The sequence below is a fragment of the Brevundimonas sp. genome, from assembly GCF_032055285.1.
GTDB lineage: Bacteria > Pseudomonadota > Alphaproteobacteria > Caulobacterales > Caulobacteraceae > Brevundimonas.
In genome coordinates, this window is sequence record NZ_DAMBRE010000003.1 from 99,905 (window position 1) to 116,597 (window position 16,693).

13 protein-coding genes are annotated in these 16,693 nt (G+C 67.8%); 11 read left to right on the plus strand and 2 right to left on the minus strand.

Features of this window, described 5'->3' with window-relative positions; genetic code table 11:
• Positions 1-53: 53 nt before the first annotated feature.
• Positions 54-1,373 (plus strand): sorbosone dehydrogenase family protein, encoded by a 1,320-nt coding sequence (locus RTY13_RS08635; RefSeq protein ID WP_312782694.1) that lies wholly within the window; start codon positions 54-56, stop codon positions 1,371-1,373.
• 55 nt (positions 1,374-1,428) lie between these two features.
• On the opposite strand, the gene RTY13_RS08640 is transcribed toward RTY13_RS08635, so the two are convergent.
• Positions 1,429-1,998 carry a hypothetical protein gene (locus tag RTY13_RS08640; protein ID WP_312782695.1) on the minus strand — a complete coding sequence of 190 codons (570 nt, stop codon included), beginning with the start codon at positions 1,996-1,998 and terminating at the stop codon, positions 1,429-1,431.
• Positions 1,999-2,336: 338 nt separating this feature from the next.
• On the opposite strand from RTY13_RS08640, the gene RTY13_RS08645 reads away from it, so the two are divergent.
• The 10 genes from RTY13_RS08645 (at position 2,337) to RTY13_RS08690 (ending at position 13,637) form a co-directional block, all read left to right on the plus strand.
• Entirely contained in the window at positions 2,337-4,136 is a 1,800-nt protein-coding gene (locus tag RTY13_RS08645) for a long-chain-acyl-CoA synthetase (protein ID WP_312782696.1), read from the plus strand.
• A 98-nt stretch (positions 4,137-4,234) separates the two neighbouring features.
• A complete protein-coding gene (gene motA / locus RTY13_RS08650) occupies positions 4,235-5,104 on the plus strand; it encodes a flagellar motor stator protein MotA (RefSeq protein ID WP_312782697.1) in 870 nt (289 codons plus the stop codon).
• An 89-nt stretch (positions 5,105-5,193) separates the two neighbouring features.
• Entirely contained in the window at positions 5,194-5,478 is a 285-nt protein-coding gene (locus RTY13_RS08655; protein WP_312782698.1) for a hypothetical protein, read from the plus strand.
• 101 nt (positions 5,479-5,579) lie between these two features.
• Entirely contained in the window at positions 5,580-5,861 is a 282-nt protein-coding gene (locus tag RTY13_RS08660) for a hypothetical protein (RefSeq protein WP_312782700.1), read from the plus strand.
• 186 nt (positions 5,862-6,047) lie between these two features.
• The gene (locus tag RTY13_RS08665; protein WP_312782702.1) at positions 6,048-6,332 is read left to right on the plus strand and encodes a hypothetical protein; all 285 of its coding nucleotides are present in this window, start codon (positions 6,048-6,050) and stop codon (positions 6,330-6,332) included.
• Positions 6,333-6,447: 115 nt separating this feature from the next.
• Positions 6,448-8,262 carry an FAD-dependent 5-carboxymethylaminomethyl-2-thiouridine(34) oxidoreductase MnmC gene (gene mnmC, locus RTY13_RS08670; protein WP_312782703.1) on the plus strand — a complete coding sequence of 605 codons (1,815 nt, stop codon included), beginning with the start codon at positions 6,448-6,450 and terminating at the stop codon, positions 8,260-8,262.
• 53 nt (positions 8,263-8,315) lie between these two features.
• A complete protein-coding gene (locus RTY13_RS08675) occupies positions 8,316-8,705 on the plus strand; it encodes a DUF6491 family protein (RefSeq protein WP_312782704.1) in 390 nt (129 codons plus the stop codon).
• A 109-nt stretch (positions 8,706-8,814) separates the two neighbouring features.
• Positions 8,815-9,228, plus strand: coding sequence for a DUF6491 family protein (locus RTY13_RS08680; protein WP_312782705.1), 414 nt, complete (start codon positions 8,815-8,817; stop codon positions 9,226-9,228).
• A 155-nt stretch (positions 9,229-9,383) separates the two neighbouring features.
• Complete coding sequence (locus tag RTY13_RS08685) at positions 9,384-10,520, plus strand: efflux RND transporter periplasmic adaptor subunit (protein WP_312782706.1); 1,137 nt, start codon at positions 9,384-9,386, stop codon at positions 10,518-10,520.
• Positions 10,521-10,529: 9 nt separating this feature from the next.
• Positions 10,530-13,637 (plus strand): efflux RND transporter permease subunit, encoded by a 3,108-nt coding sequence (locus RTY13_RS08690; RefSeq protein ID WP_312782707.1) that lies wholly within the window; start codon positions 10,530-10,532, stop codon positions 13,635-13,637.
• A 232-nt stretch (positions 13,638-13,869) separates the two neighbouring features.
• On the opposite strand, the gene RTY13_RS08695 is transcribed toward RTY13_RS08690, so the two are convergent.
• Positions 13,870-16,470, minus strand: a complete 2,601-nt coding sequence (locus RTY13_RS08695; protein WP_312782709.1) for a TonB-dependent receptor — start codon at positions 16,468-16,470, stop codon at positions 13,870-13,872.
• Positions 16,471-16,693: the final 223 nt, after the last annotated feature.

Consider the following 16,693-nt stretch of genomic DNA (forward strand, 5'->3'; position numbering starts at 1 on the left):
AGAAGAAGCGATTCGCCCCTTCTTTTCTGATCGTCGAACGCAAGGCCCGCTTCATGTCCGCACGCCATCTCATCGCTGTGGCCGCCCTGCCCTTGATCCTGGCCCTCTCCGCCTGCGAGACAGAGAGCGTCCTGCCTGAAAGCGTGGGCTTCGGCGCCGACCCGCAACTGCCGCAGGCGCGCGTCCAGCGCGTCCCGACCGTCAAGATCGCCCCCGCCGTCGGCTGGCCCGAGGGCCGCACGCCAGTCGCGGCGCAAGGCCTGGCGGTGAACGCCTTCGCCATCGGGCTGGACCATCCGCGCTGGCTCTATGAACTGCCCAACGGCGACGTCCTGGTGGCTGAGACCAATGCTCCGCCCAAGCCGGAGGGGAATGGAGGCGGCATACGCGGCTGGTTCGAGCGCCGCATCATGGGCAAGGCCGGCGCCCGCGCGCCCAGCGCCAATCGCATAACCCTGCTGCGCGACGCCGACGGCGACGGCGTGGCCGAGACCAGAAGCGTCTTCCTGTCCGGCCTGATGTCGCCCTTCGGCATGGCCCTGATCGGCGAGCGCCTGTTCGTCGCCAACGCCGACGCCCTGGTCGTCGTCCCCTATCAAACCGGCCAGACGCAGATCACGGCGACGCCGGTCAAGGTCGCGGACCTGCCCGCCGGGCGAAACCACCACTGGACCAAGAGCCTGGTGGCTTCGAGGGACGGCTCGAAGCTCTATGTCGGGGTCGGCTCCAACTCCAACGTCGGCGAGAACGGTCTGAACGAAGAGGTCGACCGCGCCGCCGTGCTGGAGATCGATCCGGCCACCGGCGCCCGGCGCGTCTTCGCCTCGGGCCTGCGCAATCCGGTCGGCATGGCCTGGAACCCCGAGGACGGCCGCCTGTGGGTCTCGGTCAATGAACGCGACGAGATCGGCGACGACCTGGTCCCCGACTACATGACCTCGGTCACGCCCGGCGGCTTCTACGGCTGGCCGTGGAGCTATTACGGCCAGACCGTCGATGCGAGGGTCCAGCCGCCCCGCCCCGACATGGTCGCCAAGGCCATCAAGCCCGACTACGCCCTGGGCTCCCACACCGCGTCGCTGGGTCTGACCTTCTACATCGGCGCCCTGATGCCCCGGTGGCGTAACGGGGCCATCGTGGGCCAGCACGGCTCGTGGAACCGCAATCCGCCCGCCGGCTACAAGGTCATCTTCATCCCCTTCAGCGGCGGCAAGCCCGCAGGTCCGCCGCAGGACGTCCTGACCGGCTTCCGCAATGAGAAGGGCGAGGCCATGGGTCGTCCGGTCGGGGTGCTGGGCGTCCGCTCCGGCGCGCTTCTGGTCGCCGACGACGTGGGCAATGTCATCTGGCGCGTGACGCCGGCCCGCCCCTGATCCCTGAATGAAAAGGCCCGGCGTGAACCGGGCCTCTCAGACTGCACCGTCCCAATCAGTTCGGCGGCGTGATCACAATGGGTGCGGGCGGCGCTGCGGGCGTAGCGGGCGCCGGAGCCGACGGCGTCGCGGCGGGGATTTGCGGCGCGCCCGACAGATAGGGCTGCGGTCCTGGCGACACGATCGGCGCGACCGGTTCGACCGCCGGTTCAACCGGCGCAGGCGCGGCGCGTTCAGCCCTGGCTAGAGGCGCCGACGCCCTGGCCGGGGCCGGGATCATGCGACGTTCGACCGGCGCGGCGCCCGCCGGCGGAATGGGCGTCGCCGTCGTCAGTTCGGCCGGCGTCTGCATGGGAATGGTCGCCGCCGTCAGCGGTGAAACCTCGGGCGTGACGGCGGAAGGCGCGACCTCCACGGTCGCCAGCGCCGCCGGCTCAGCGGGCTGCATCAGCATGGCGGCGGCCGCACCGCCGAGCACCAGAACGCCCAGAGGCGCCAGGATCATCCAGGTCTTCACCGGCTTGTTCGACTTGCGAGCGCCGTTGCGGGCGTAGACCGGGACATAGGCCTCGTGGTCGACGCCAGCGGCGGCGCGGCTAACCTGATCAGTATAGGTCACGGACATATTGCCTTCTCCTTTGATCCAGAGCCAGACAACCCGATCCAAAAGAGCAAGGTTCCGCCAATATCACCGCCACCCCGAAGAAACACCACCCCCGCCACAGTTCAGGCGAAAGCATGATCAAGTCATAGGATTGTCATTTCCTTCAGCCTTCTTTCGACAGATCGCCACGGAGGTTGACGTAACGTCGCAAACCAACCTTACGCAACGTCATCGAAAACGAGGCCCAAGCATCGCATTCGTCAAACATTGTGGCGATGCGCGCTTGCGACCTGTTGACCCGCCGCCGTCGCCCGTCCATCACCCTTGAAAGGCATAATTCGGGAAGAGGCGGCGCAACCATGGGTCTGGCAGCGAACATCCGGCGCGATATGAAGTTCGCGGGCGGGCTGTACCGTCTCCTGAAGCGCATCAAGCCCATCACCCTCGACAGCGACGTCCTGGTCTGTGACGACATCGAGGAAGCGGTCGACAAGTTCCCCGACAATGTCGCGGTGGAAGACGAGAACCGCCGCCTGACCTATCGTGAGCTGGACGCCCTGGCCAACCGCTACGCCCACTGGGCCAAGGCGCGGAACCTCAAGCGCTCGGACGTCATCGCCCTGGTGATGCACAACCGGGTCGAATACCTGGCCGCCTGGTTCGGCTTCTCCAAGGTCGGCGTGGCCACGGCCCTGATCAACACCAATCTGACGGGCCAGGCCCTGGCCCACTGCCTGACCATCTCCAACGCCTTCAACGTGGTGACGGACCAGGACTGCTGGCGCGCGGTGGAGGAAGCCCGCCCCTTCGTCGATCGCAACCTGATGAGCTGGGTCCACGGCCTGGCCGACGAGGACGAAAGCAATGACCGCCGCGACATCGACAACGCCGTGCGCAGCGCCTCCTCGGTGCGCCCCGACAAGAGCCTGCGCAGCGGTCTGACCAACCGCGACACGGCCCTGTTCATCTTCACCTCGGGCACGACCGGCCTGCCCAAGGCCGCGCGCATCCCCCATTCGCGCGCTCGCACCTATATGCGCGCCTTCGCCGGGGCCACGGCCTCGACGACCAAGGACGCCCTCTACAACTGCCTGCCCCTCTATCACTCGACCGGGGGCCTGGTCGGGGTCGGCTCGATCCTGCTGAACGGCGGACGGATGATCATTCGCCGCCGCTTCTCCTCGACCCATTTCTGGCCCGATGTGAAGACGTCCGGCGCCACCATGTTCGTCTATATCGGCGAGCTGTGCCGCTATCTGGTCAACTGCCCGCCCAACGAGGACGAGCGCGCTCACAAGCTGCGCCTGGCCTTCGGCAACGGCCTGCGCCCCGACGTCTGGACCGAGTTCCAGAAGCGCTTCGGCATCAAGGACATCATGGAGTTCTACGGCTCCACCGAGGGCAACGTCTCCCTGTTCAACTTCGACGGCAAGGCCGGCGCCATCGGCCGCGTGCCCAGCTATCTGAAGTCGCAGATCAACATCCGCCTGATCGCCCTGGACCCGGAAACGGGCGAGCCCCTGCGCCGTTCGGACGGCCTGTGCCAGCTGGTCTCGATCGGCGAGACCGGCGAGGCCATCGGCCAGATCGCCTCGGACATCCGTCACGACTTCTCGGGCTACGCCGACAAGAAGGCCTCGGAGAAGAAGATCCTCACCGACGTCTTCAAGAAGGGCGACCGCTGGTTCCGCACCGGCGACCTGATGCGTCAGGACCGCGACGGCTATTTCTACTTCATGGACCGCCTGGGCGACACCTATCGCTGGAAGGGCGAGAACGTCTCGACCGCCGAGGTCGAGCAGCGCCTGCATGACGCCCCTGGCGTTCAGGAGGTCATCGCCTATGGCGTTTCCGTCCCTGGCCAGGAAGGCAAGGCGGGCATGGCGGCCCTGGTTTTGGAGGGCAAGTTCGATCCCGCCGCCTTCGCCGCCTACGCCGACGAGCAACTGCCGCCCTACGCCCGTCCCGTCTTCCTGCGCCTGATGAAGTCGGCCGAGACCACCGGCACCTTCAAATACCGCAAGGTCGATCTGGTCGCCGACGGCTTCGATATGGAGAAGGTCGAGGGCGCCGTCTATGTCCGCGGCGGCAAGGCCGGCTACCAGAAGCTGACCGCCAAGGCCTATGAGGCGATCCTGAGCGGCGCCACGCGGCTCTGAGTTTGCGTCCCGAACCGGGATTCGTGAAACTCGCCCTTAAGCATTAACGCCGATAACGGGCGTCCTGAGTTTTCTCCCGCAGGACGTCCGACCGCCCCATGTTCCAGATTATCGGCATTGTCTTGCTGTTCGCCATGGTGTTCGGCAGCTACGTCCTGGCGGGCGGCAAGTTCGGCGTCATCATGCACGCCCTGCCGCACGAGTTCATGGCCATCGGCGGCGCGGGCGTCGCCGCCTTCCTGATCTCCAACAGCCTGCCGGTGATCAAGGCCTCGCTGGGCGGCCTGGGCAAGACCTTCGCCGGACCCAAGTGGAAGAAGCAGGACTACAAGGACCTGCTGTCCCTCCTGTTCCAACTGACCAAGACGATGAAGTCCAAGGGCGTCATCGCCCTGGAAAGCCACATCGAAAAGCCGGCCGAGAGCACCATCTTCCAGAAGTACCCCAAGGTGCTGAAGGATCACTTCGCCACCGACTTCATCTGCGACACCCTGCGGATGATGACCATGAACCTCGAAGATCCGCATCAGATCGAGGACGCCATGGAAAAACAGCTGGAGAAGCACCACCACGAAGCCCTGGCCTCGGCTCACGCCCTGCAGAACCTGGCCGACGGCCTGCCGGCGCTCGGCATCGTCGCCGCCGTTCTGGGCATCGTGAAGACCATGGGCTCGATCACCGAGCCGCCGGAAGTCCTGGGCGGCATGATCGGCGGCGCTCTGGTCGGCACCTTCCTCGGCGTCTTCCTGGCCTATGGCCTGGTCGGCCCCTTCGCCGCGCGCCTCAACGCCATCATCGAAGAGGAAGGCGCCTACTACAAGATCATCCAGTCGGTGCTGGTCGCTCACCTGCACGGCAACGCCGCCCAGATCTCGGTCGAGATCGGTCGCGGCGACATTCCTTCGACGGCCCAGCCCTCCTTCTCCGAGATGGAAGAAGCCCTGGCCGCCGCCCCCACGGACGCCTGATCGGTCCTCGATCCGCCCGTCAGGGAACACGAACGGCTCACGTCGGTTCTCCAGGGGTCACGTTCGCGTGCATCCCCGCGGAGACCCGCATGAAAGCCCTCCACCCCCTGTTTTTCGGCGCCTGCGCCCTGCTGACCCTGGCGGCCTGCAAGGACACGGCCGCCCCACCCCCGATGACCCCCGCGCCCGAATCGACGGCGACGCCGGGCGACGCGATCGCCCCCGCCGCCTCGCCGGATACAGCCGCCCCGCCGCCCGGCGAGTCCGCAGCCCCGACGCCCTCTCCACCTGCACCGACGCCGCCGACCCTGCCTGAGGATCGGCCGCCGACTGATCCCATGGACCCGCCCGGTCGCCCCCTTCCCCCGACCTAGGCCCCGCTCGAACGGGCTTGTCGAACCCGGTGATCTCGCGTTACGCCTTTCATTGGCGGGATTGTCCCGCCGAAACTCGAAGTCAAAGGGGCTATAGTCACATGACCATCCGTCGCCTGATGATCGTCGCCGCGGGCCTCAGCGCCCTGTCGCTGGCCGCCTGCCAACAACCGGCGCCCAAGACCGAAGAAGCCGCCGCCGTCGCCGACGCGGCCGCCGACACCGCCACGGACGCGGCGGCCACCGCCGCTGACGCCGCCACGGCCGCAGCGGGCGCCGCCACCGACGCCGCAGCCTCGGCCGGCGACGCCGCGCAGACGGCCGCCGACACGGCCGCCGCGGCCGCGACTCCGCCGCCGCCCGCCGAGAAGGCCGCTCACTAAAAAATCGATCCCCCAAAGATCGTCAAAAGGCCGCTCCGACGGAATGTCGGGGCGGCCTTTCTGTTTGGGAATAACGAGACTTCACGAACCCGTGAGAATTTCGCTTGCGGATTCCCTCACGATCCCGTTATCTCCCTCTCAGCGAGGGTTCATGATCTCGCTTTTACCTTCTGAAGGATAACAACTATGCGCATCACCGCTCTGATCGCCGCTTCGGCCGCTGCTCTGGCCCTGGCCGCTTGCCAACCCGCCGCCACCGACAAGGCTGAAGACGCCGCTGCCGACGCCACCGACGCCGCTGCGACCGCCACGGACGCCGCCGCCACCGCCGACGCCGCCGCCACCGACGCTGCTGCCGCTGCTGGCGCCGCCACCGACGCTGCCGCCGCTGCTGCTCCGGCTGCTGCCGACGCCGCTGCTGCTCCGGCCGCCGCTGCTCCGGCTGCTGCTGCTCCGGCCGCCGCTCACTAAGACTTACGTCTTGGATCGCGGCCTCCGGGTCGCGATGCGGAAAGGGGTCGTCTTCGGACGGCCCCTTTTTTCGTGCCCGCTATCCAGCCGAGGCGCGGGCGGCTAAAGCCCCGCCATGATCGACGACCCGCGCGAACCGTCCCCCGCCTCGCCCCAACTGGTCTGGGCTGAAGACGGCTCGCCCCGCTCCGGTCGATTCGGCGACGTCTACTTCTCCAAGGACGACGGCCTGGCCGAGACCCGCGCGGTCTTCCTCGAAGGCTGCGGTCTGCCGGACGCCTGGGCGGGACGCGCCGCCTTCACCGTCGCCGAACTGGGCTTCGGCACCGGGCTGAACATCATCGCCCTGCTGGACCTGTGGCGCCGCGCCCGGCCGGCTGACGGCCGTCTGCACGTATTTTCCATCGAAGGCTTTCCCCTGAGCCGCCAGGAGGCCGCCCGCGCCCTGTCCGCCTGGCCGGAACTGACGGACACCGCCGCCGCCCTGCTCGCGGTCTGGCCCGCCGGAACGCCCGGCTTCCACCGCCTGGACCTGCCGCAGTGGAACGCGACCATCGACCTGGCCGTCGGCGACGCCCAGTGGGCGCTGGAGCAGTGGTCCGGCCCCGCCGACGCCTGGTTCCTCGACGGCTTCTCGCCCGCCCTGAACCCCGGCATGTGGTCCCCCGAGATCATGGCCCTGATCGGTGCTCGCTCCGCCCCCGGCGCGCGGGTCGCCACCTTCACCGTGGCGGGCGCCGTGCGACGCGGCCTGGCCGACCAGGGCTTCGTCGTCGAGAAGAAGCCCGGTCACGGCCGCAAGCGCGAACGGCTTGAGGCCCGCCTTCCTTCGCCTTGCTCCGCGCCGCAGCCGCAACCCCACGTCGCCGTCGTCGGGGCCGGGATCGCCGGGGCCTCGGTCGCCCGCGCCCTGATCGCCGGCGGCGCGCGCGTCACCGTCATCGAGGCCGAGCGCCCCGGCGCGGGCGGATCAGGTTTCCCCGCCGCCCTGGTCACGCCGCGGCTGGACGCAGGCGACGCCGTGATCGCCGGCTTCCACGCCCAGGCGTTGGAACGCGCCGGAAGCCTCTATCGCGCCCTGCCGGACGCTGTGATCGCTGAAGGCGTGCTGCAACTGGAACAGGCGCCGCGCGACGCGGCGCGCTTCGACAGGATCGCCGCCCAGGATCTGTGGCCCGGCGGCGCCATGACCCGGCTCGACCGGGACGCCGCGTCGGGCCATCTGAATGCTCCCGTCCAGACCGGCGGCCTACTCATGCAGGGAGCCTTGGCGCTGCGCCCCTCGGCGGTGCTGGAGCCCTGGTTGACCGGCGCCGAACGCTTGGCGAACCGCGTCTCGGCCCTGCAGCCTAAAGACGGCGCGTGGCGATTGCTCGACGCCGACAGGACGCTCCTCATCGAGGTCGACGCCGTGGTCCTGGCCGCCAGCTGGGGATCGGCCGCCCTCGTCCCCAGCCTGCCCCTCATGCCTGTCGCGGGCCAAGCCGACTGGGTCCAGGGTCCAAGCACGCCGCCTGTCGCCTGGGGCGGCTACGCCGCGCCGACGGGCGACGGCCTGTTGTTCGGCGCGACCCATGACCGTGGGCTCACGGACGTCAAACCTGCGTCGGAGGCCTCGGCGCGTAATCTCGAGACCTTGAACGCCGCCCTGCCCACCCTCGCGACCCAGGTCGAAGCCGCCGCTCCCTCTCGCTCCCGCACGGCCGTCCGCGCCACGACGCCGGACCGCCTGCCGATCGTCGGCCTCTTGGACACGCCTGGCCTCTATGTCCTGACCGGCTTGGGCTCGCGCGGCTTCTGCGTCGCCCCCCTGCTGGGCGAACACCTAGCGGCGCAGATTCTGAAACACCCGTCCCCGCTGCCTCGCGTCGCCCAGCAACGGCTATCGCCGAATCGTTTCGCGGGACGACCGGGATGCCGACCGAAGTAGCGCGGGCCGTGTGCTTGCATTACGCTGATCCACCACTTGTCACGGAGGCTCAGATGTCTCGCACGACACCTAGGCTCACGATTGGCCTGCTCGCTCTGGCCGGGTGCGCGCCCGTCCCTGCCCCGCAACCACTCGCCGCCGCGCCGTCACATCGACAATGCCTGTTCCCGGACGACGTCCAGGACTTCCGCGTCGTTTCCAAGACAAAGACGGTCCTTGTGCGCGACACGGGCAACGCCGTCTTCGAGCTTCGGCCTGCGGACGGCTGCCGCGATCTGTCGAGCGCCATGAGGTTGGCCGTGGCCGACCAGGCGACACGTCTCTGCGCGGGCGACTGGACCATGATCTCGACCTCTTCGGCGCCGGGGTCCTGCCGCGCGCGGATCATCAAGCGCCTAAGTCCGACCGAGGTCGCCGCCCTGCCTGATCAGGATCGTCCCTGAGACGCTAGCCGGTGCGCGCCTGGCAACCCGCCGAAGGTTCGAGCGCTTAGACAGCCAAGGTTCATCTTTTCGGCGTTAGGGAACCGCAGAGCTTTCAAGGAGCCTCCCCATGCCCCGCCATACCCCCTCCCTGCTGATCGCGACGGCAGGCCTCGTCGCCCTGGCCGGCTGCGCCCCGACCGCCTCAAGCCCCGAGGCCTCGACCTCCACGGCAGCACGCCAGTGTCTGTTCCAGAACGACGTCCAGAGCTTCCGCGTTCGCTCGTCGGACCAGACGGTGTTCGTGCGCGGCATCGGCAAGGCCGTGTTCGAGCTTCAGGTCTCAGGCGCCTGCCGCGACATGGACCACGCCATGGGCATGGCCTTCTGGCCGCAGCATGGACTGGATCGCCTGTGCACCGGCGACCGGACCCAGATCATGTTCTCTGGCGGGACGCCCCCGGCGACGCCCTGCTTCGCCCGCGTCGTCAGGAAACTGTCCGAAGCCGAGGTCGCCGCCCTGCCCGAGCGGGACCGCCCCTAGCCCGACCGACGGCAGGATTACTTCGCGGTAATCCTGCCGTGCGAGGTTTGAGAACGGCTCGCTGAAACGCTAAGAACGAGCCCAATCCATAACTGCGTTCCGGCGTCGGACAGAAGGTTCGCGCCCTGCCCCGACCCTCTCAAGGATCCTCGCACGTGGCGAAAACCTCTCGCACCCCGGCCCTCTTCCTGACGGCCGCCGCAGCCCTGACGCTCGCCGCCTGCGGCGGACACGGCGACGACAAGTCGAAGACCGGAGAAAAGGCGGGCGCCTCGCGCCAGACGGTCAGCGTCGCCACGGCGACCGAGGTCGCCCTGCCGCGCGCCATCATCGCCTCGGGCAGCGTCTCGGCCTGGGAAGAAGTGCCGGTCGGCGCCGAGACCGGCGGTCTGACCGCTGTCGGCGTCTATGTCGACGAAGGCTCCTACGTCCGTCAGGGTCAGGTCCTGGTCAAGCTGAACGACGCCCTGCTGCAGGCCCAGCTGCGTCAGCAACAGGCGGGCGTGCAGACCGCCGAAGCCAACGCCGCCCGCGACGACGCCGCGCTCGGCCGCGCGCAGGAATTGAAGTCTCGCGGCTTCCTCAGCCAGGCCTCCCTGGACACGGCCCTGGCCAACCAGCGCGCCTCGCAGGCCAATCTGGCTTCGGCTCGGGCCTCGCTGTCGGAAACCCGCACCCGCCTGGCCCAGAGCGAGATCAAGGCGCCTGTTTCGGGTCTGATCATCAGCCGCAGCGTGACCAAGGGTCAGATCGTCGAGGCGGGAACCCAGCTCTTCCGCATGGTCCGCGACGGCCGTCTGGAACTGGACGCCCAGGTGCCCGAGACCGACCTGCCCGCCCTGCGCGCCGGTCAGACCGCCACCGTCACCTCCAACGAGGGCGTGGCCACCAGCGGCACGATCCGCATCGTCACCCCCGAGGTCGACTCCCAGACCCGCCTGGGTCTGGCCCGCATCACCCTGTCGCCCGGCAGCGGCCTGAAGCCCGGCATGTTCGCCCGCGCCTCGATCAACGCCGGCGCCCAGCCCGCGACCGTGGTGCCCACCGGGGCCGTCCTCTACCGCAGCAACAAGTCGGGCGTCTTTGTTCTCGACGCGCAAGGCGCCGCCCACTTCCGCCCGGTGACGGTCCTGTCGCGGCGCGACGACCAGACCTCGGTCAGCGGGATCGAACCCGGCGTCCGCGTCGTGGTCCAGGGCGCCGGCTTCCTGAACGAAGGCGACAAGGTGACGGTCGCCGCGGCGCCCGCCGCAGCCGCCGCGCCCGCGGCCGCCGCTCCGGCCCGCAAGTAAGGCCCGGCCATGAACCAGATCTCCTCCTGGGCCATCAAGAACCCCATCCCCATCATCCTGCTGTTCCTGCTGCTGACGCTCGCGGGCGTGACCGGCTTCATGGGGATGCGGATCAACAACAACCCCGACATCGACTTCCCCCTGGTCTCGGTCACCGCCGCCCGCCCGGGCGCGGCCCCGGCCGAGATGGAGGTCCAGGTCACGCGGGTGATCGAGGACTCGATCGCCGGCCTGTCGGGCGTGCGCCACATCTATTCCAACGTCACCGACGGCGTGTCCTCGACCACCATCGAGTTCGAACTGGGCACCGACACGGAGCGCGCCACCAACGACGTGCGCAACGCCATGAGCGGCGTGCGCGGCTCCCTGCCCCAGGACATGCAGGAGCCGACGGTCCAGCGCATCGACATCACCGGCGACGCCCTGATCACCTATGTGGTCCGCTCGCCGACCATGTCGCCGGAACAGATCAGCTGGTTCATCGACAACGAGATGAGCCGCGCCCTGCTGGCGCTGGGCGGCGTCGGCGAGGTCAACCGCTCGGGCGGCGTCGACCGCGAGATCCGCGTCGAACTGGATCCCGTGCGCCTGGCCTCCTACGGCGTCACCGCCGCCCAGGTCAGCCAGGCCCTGACCAACGTCAACAACAACCTGCCCGGCGGCCGCGTCACCGTGGCCGGGTCCGAGCGCGCCGTCCGCACCCTGGGCGCCGCCGGTTCGGTCGAGCAACTGCGCGAGACCCTGGTGCCGCTGGGCGACGGCAAGAGCGTGCGCCTGGGCGACCTCGGCGCCGTGGTCGACAAGTGGGGCGAGCCCCGCCGCCTGGCCCGCTACAACGGCCAAGAGGCCGTGACCTTCAACTTCCTGCGCTCGCGCGAGGCCAGCGAGGTCAAGGTCGCCGAAAAGGTCCGCGCCGAGGTGGCGAAGATCGACGAGGCCCACCCCGAGCTGACCATCGAACAGGTCACCTCCAGCGTGAAATACATCGAGGAGAGCTATCTCGCCTCGCTGGAGGCCCTGGGCCTGGGCGCCGTTCTGGCGGTCATCGTGGTCTTCATCTTCCTGCGCGACTGGCGCGCGACCCTGATCGCGGCGACGGCCATGCCCATGTCGCTGATCCCCACCTTCGCGCTTCTGGCGCCGATGGACCAGTCGCTGAACGGGGTGACCCTGCTGGCCCTGTCGCTGACCATCGGCATCCTGGTCGACGACGCCATCGTGGAGATCGAAAACATCGTCCGCCACATGCGCGACGGCAAGCCGCCCTATGACGCCGCCTTCGAGGCCGCCGACGAGATCGGTCTGGCGGTCGTGGCCACGACCGGCACCATCATCGCCGTCTTCGCCCCCGTCGGCTTCATGCCGGGCATCATCGGCCAGTTCTTCAAGGCCTTCGCCCTGGCCGCCTGCATCAGCGTCTTCTTCTCGCTGGTGGTGGCGCGGATGCTGACGCCGCTGATGGCCGCCTACCTGCTCAAGCACACCCACCACGAGGACAAGGATCCCTTCTGGATGAAGGGCTACCTGAAGGGCCTCAACTGGTGCCTGGGCAACCGCTGGAAGGTCTTCATCCTGGGCGGGATCTTCCTGTTCGGGTCGGTCTTCCTGTCGGTCGCGGCCAAGATGTCGTTCGAGTTCATGTCGCCGGGCGACGAGGCTCGCGCCGCCTTCCAGGTCGAACTGCCGCCCGGATCGACCCTGCGCCAGACGGACGCCGTGGTGCAGCAGGTCACCGCCAAGCTGCGCGCCCGGCCCGAGGTCACCTCCGTCTACGCCGCCATCGGCGGTCAGGACGTGGGTCAGGCCAACGTCTATGCCGACATGACGCCCAAGGGCGAACGCGCCCTCAGCCAGCAGGCCTTCCAGCGCGTCATGGTCGACGAGCTGAAGCAGATCCCCGGCGCCCGCATCCGGGCCGGCATCGCCCAGCAGGGCGGCGGCCCCGGCGACGGCACCAGCTACACCTTCTCCATCTTGGGCGATAATCCGGCGACCCTGGAAGCCGCCGCCCGCAAGGTCGAGGAGGAGATGCGCGGCGTGCCGGGTCTGGCCAATGTGGTCAACACCGCCGCCATCGCCCGCCCCGAAATCCTGGTCACGCCGCGCCCGGACGAGGCCGCCCTGCTGGGCGTGTCGGCGGGGTCCATCTCCCAGGCCGTTCGCGTCGCCACCATCGGCGACATCGAGCAGAATCTGCCCAAGTACAACCTGGGCGACCGCCAGATCCCGATCCGGCTGCAACTGACCGAGGAGGCCCGCGAGGACCTGAACGTGCTGGAGACCCTGCGCGTCCCCACCGCCTCGGGCGCCTCGGTGCCGCTCAGCGCCGTGGCCGACATCGAGTTCGGCGCCGGCCCCGCCACCGTCAGCCGTCAGGACCGCTCGCGCATCGCCTCGATCCGCGCCGAACTGGAGGGCATGACCACGGGCGCCGCTGGCCAGGCCGTCAACCGCCTGCCCTCAGTCAAGAACCTGCCCACCGGCGTGCGTCAGGTGCCGGCCGGGGACGCCGAGTTCATCCAGGAGATGATCACCGGCTTCGCCATCGCCTTCATCTCGGGCATCCTGCTGATGTACGCGGTGCTGACGCTGATGTTCAAAAGCTTCGCCTACCCCGTCACCATCATGGCGGCCCTGCCCCTGGCCATCGGCGGCGCCTTCATCGGCCTGGTGATCGGCGGCAAGAGCTTCTCCATGTCGGCCCTGATCGGGGTGCTGATGCTGATGGGGATCGCAGCCAAGAACTCCATCCTTCTGGTCGACTACATCATCATCGCCGAGAAGGAGGGCGGCATGACCCGTCGCGAGGCCATCATGGACGCCGCCCACAAGCGGGCGCGTCCCATCCTGATGACGACCTTCGCCATGGGCGCCGGCATGGTGCCAATCGCCATGGGCGTCGGCGCCGACGTCGAGTTCCGCTCGCCCATGGCCATCGCCGTCCTGGGCGGTCTGATCTCCTCGACCTTCCTGTCCCTGCTCTACATCCCGGCCTTCTTCACCATCGTCGACGACATCGCCGGATGGGGCCGCCGGATGCTGGGCCGGATGTTCGCCGGTCAGCGCAAGCTGGCCGACGGCAGCCGTCCAGGCGAAAGCGCCGCCCTCCACGACTGAGGTCGCCGCAAGCAGGATCAAGCCCCCGAAGATCGCTCTTCGGGGGCTTTTTTGCGAACTGTCCTGAGGCGTCCGCACCAGACGGCGCCGCTGACGCCTCCCCCCGTCGCGCGACGCCGCGGTCGCTGCACGCCCTGCAGCGCGACGAAGGGCCGAACGCCGTCGGCAAAGAAAAAGGCGGACCGGATTGCTCCGGTCCGCCTTCTGGTTTCGCCGTTGAGGTCGATCAGTCTCAGTATTTGACCCGCAGGGTGGCGCCATAGGTGCGGGGCTGACCCATGAAGGCGTTGTAGGTCTGGGTGTCCAGGGCCGGGTTGAAATAGGTCCCGTTCGGCTGAACCGTCGACTGGAAGGCGGAACCTTGCAGCGGGGCGTTGATGGCCACCTGCTTGTATTCCTCGTCCGTCAGGTTCTGCGCCCAGATGTCCAGAGCCCAGCGGTCGTCTTCCGAGCCCAGGGTGACGCGGCCGTTCACCAGGGTCATGGCGTCCTGCATCTTGTAGGGCAGAAGGTCCGAACCGGTGTTGTACTCGGTCGTATACTTGGCCGACAGGTTCAGACCCAGACGCAGACCGGCGCCGATCGAGCGATCGAAGGCGACCGAACCGGTGGCCGACCATTCCGGCGCGAACGAGGCCCGCGCGCCCGGCAGCAACGAGAGCTGCGGGAAGTTGCCCGGATTGGTCAGATCGCTCGCGATGAAGTCGCCGTACTTGGTGTCGGTGTAGGTCACGCCGCCGTTGAACGACAGGCCCTCGACCGGAGTGAACCAGACGAAGTCGGCATCGAAGCCCTGCGACTTCAGCTCGGGGATCGACTCGACCACGAAGGCCGTGCCCAGGAAGGTGTTGAGCTGGAAGTCCTCGAACTTCTGATTGAAGTAGGTGACGTTCAACAGAACCGTGCGGTCGAACAGGGTGTTCTTCAGGCCCAGCTCGTAGCTGTCGACGGTTTCAGCCGGGAAATAGAGCGACGCCGTCGGGGTGATCCCGTTCTGAACGCGGTCCAGATTATAGCCGAACGACTTGTAGCCGTGGGCGTAAGAACCGTAGGCCATGACGCTGTCGTTGAAGCGATAGCTGGCCTTGACCGTGCCGGTGAAATCGCCGCCGGTGTTCTCTTCAGACAGGCGACGGTTGTCATAGAGCGGATTGGCCCAGGGCAGACAGATGTTGCCGATCAAGCGCGGGCCAGTTGCAGCGCCGAACAGACCTTGAATGGCTGCAGCATTGGCCAGAGCGCCGCCGCAAGCCGCCCCGTTCGTTCCGACGTTGTCCTGGATCGCCAGCAGACGCTTGTGATCCTGCGTATAGCGCAGACCCAACGTCAGATCGAACTGATCGGTCAGGTGGACCGTATTGTTGGTGAAGAAGGCGAAGGACTTAGTGCTCTGGCTGTAGTGATCAACCACGCCTTGACCGACGCCGAAGCCAGGTCCGGTAGCCGCCGTCGGACCCGACGGAGCCATGCCACCCGTCGCCAAACAGCCCGCCAAACCCGCAGCCGACTGACCGGGACGGCTGAAGCAGCCGATGTCGTTGGGGCTGACCGGGAAGGCCGGATTAGCCGCGTTCAACTGCGACGAGATCAGCAACGACAGGAAGGGGGTGTAGCCGGCGCCATACAGGTAGCTGTCGGCCCGGCTGATGTCCTCCTTGGTGAAGAAGGCGCCGACCAACCAGTCCAGACGATCCGTCGCCCCTGCCAGACGGAACTCCTGGGTCAGGTTCTGCAGCTCGAAACCGTAGTTGCCGTCATCGTTGCGGTAGAGAATGTCAGCGGTCGTGTAGTCGAGATCCATGCCGTTGATCCCCTCCCAGTTCCGCCAGGAGCTGATCGAGGTGAAGGTCGCGTCCCACGAAGGAATGTCGATATTGGCTTCAGCCGAGAAGCCCATGTCTTCCATGGTCTGGCCGGTGCTGCGGTTGGCGTAGGCCGTGCGCGAGAAGGGCAGAGCCCCGAATCCGGCAACCGGCGCCTGCTGGTCGCCGCCGACCGCACGAATGGCCGCATAGGTCTGGCCGGTGCGCACCTGGGTCGAGACGCAGCAGTATTCGTCGCGCTTGGAGTAGTCCGCAATCAGGCGGATCGACACCTCGTCGGACGGCAGGATCAGCAGTTGGCCGCGTGCGGTCCAGAAGTTCTGGTTCTGGTCGTCCTTTTCCTGACGCGGACCCGCGCCCGTGATGACGTCATAGAAGCCGTCACGCTCGCGCTTGGCGACATAGAGCCGACCGGCGATCTGGTCGGTGATCGGGCCGGTGACCGACCCAGCGACGCCCCAGGCGTTGAAGTTGCCGTAGGTGGCCTCGGCGTTGAAGCCCGGGGTGAAGGACGGGGCCTCGGTGATGATGTTGATGACGCCGGCCGAGGTGTTCTTGCCGAACAGGGTGCCCTGCGGCCCCTTCAGCACCTCGATGCGGCTCAGTTCGCCCAGGTCGCCGAAGCCGACGCCGTTGCGCGAGCGATAGACGCCGTCGATGACCACGCCGACCGAGCTTTCCAGACCGGGGTTGTCGCCGACCGTGCCGACGCCGCGGATACGGGCCGTGGTCGAGGCTTCGGACTGGGTCGAGGTGACGGTCATGCCCGGCGTCAGGATCTGCAGATCCTTGATGTCGCGCACGCCCGCGCCGTCCAGGGCTTCCTGCGACAGGGTCGTGACCACGATCGGAACGTCCTGCAGGTTCTGCTCGCGCTTCTGGGCGGTGACGATGATGTCGTCGATGGTGGTCGGCCCATCCTGGGCGGACGCGACGCCCGCGAAGCCGAAGGCGACGGCGCCGACGACGGCGGCCGACGCGGTGCAGCGAAGAATGTGGTTGAAACGCATATGGCGGCTCCCCGGCTCTATGGCCCGGCCGCCCGCGGCGACCGTGGCGATTCCTGTCCCTGTCGATCCACGCTCATTGAACGGCGTGAATTCTCCATTGCTAGGCGTAAGCTAGGGTCGGGAAGGCGACAAGAAGCCGCCAAGCTGTGAGCAGCGATTTCGGCCAACCTCGCCCTACGTGTGGCGAGAAAGCGACAAAAATCGATTACGCAAGGTCAATATT

Coding starts and splice junctions, on each gene's coding strand:
- RTY13_RS08635 (WP_312782694.1), top strand. CDS start 54: ATGTCCGCACGCCATCTCATCGCTGTGGCCGCCCTGCCCTTGATCCTG.
- RTY13_RS08640 (WP_312782695.1), bottom strand. CDS start 1,998: ATGTCCGTGACCTATACTGATCAGGTTAGCCGCGCCGCCGCTGGCGTC.
- RTY13_RS08645 (WP_312782696.1), top strand. CDS start 2,337: ATGGGTCTGGCAGCGAACATCCGGCGCGATATGAAGTTCGCGGGCGGG.
- motA (WP_312782697.1), top strand. CDS start 4,235: ATGTTCCAGATTATCGGCATTGTCTTGCTGTTCGCCATGGTGTTCGGC.
- RTY13_RS08655 (WP_312782698.1), top strand. CDS start 5,194: ATGAAAGCCCTCCACCCCCTGTTTTTCGGCGCCTGCGCCCTGCTGACC.
- RTY13_RS08660 (WP_312782700.1), top strand. CDS start 5,580: ATGACCATCCGTCGCCTGATGATCGTCGCCGCGGGCCTCAGCGCCCTG.
- RTY13_RS08665 (WP_312782702.1), top strand. CDS start 6,048: ATGCGCATCACCGCTCTGATCGCCGCTTCGGCCGCTGCTCTGGCCCTG.
- mnmC (WP_312782703.1), top strand. CDS start 6,448: ATGATCGACGACCCGCGCGAACCGTCCCCCGCCTCGCCCCAACTGGTC.
- RTY13_RS08675 (WP_312782704.1), top strand. CDS start 8,316: ATGTCTCGCACGACACCTAGGCTCACGATTGGCCTGCTCGCTCTGGCC.
- RTY13_RS08680 (WP_312782705.1), top strand. CDS start 8,815: ATGCCCCGCCATACCCCCTCCCTGCTGATCGCGACGGCAGGCCTCGTC.
- RTY13_RS08690 (WP_312782707.1), top strand. CDS start 10,530: ATGAACCAGATCTCCTCCTGGGCCATCAAGAACCCCATCCCCATCATC.
- RTY13_RS08695 (WP_312782709.1), bottom strand. CDS start 16,470: ATGCGTTTCAACCACATTCTTCGCTGCACCGCGTCGGCCGCCGTCGTC.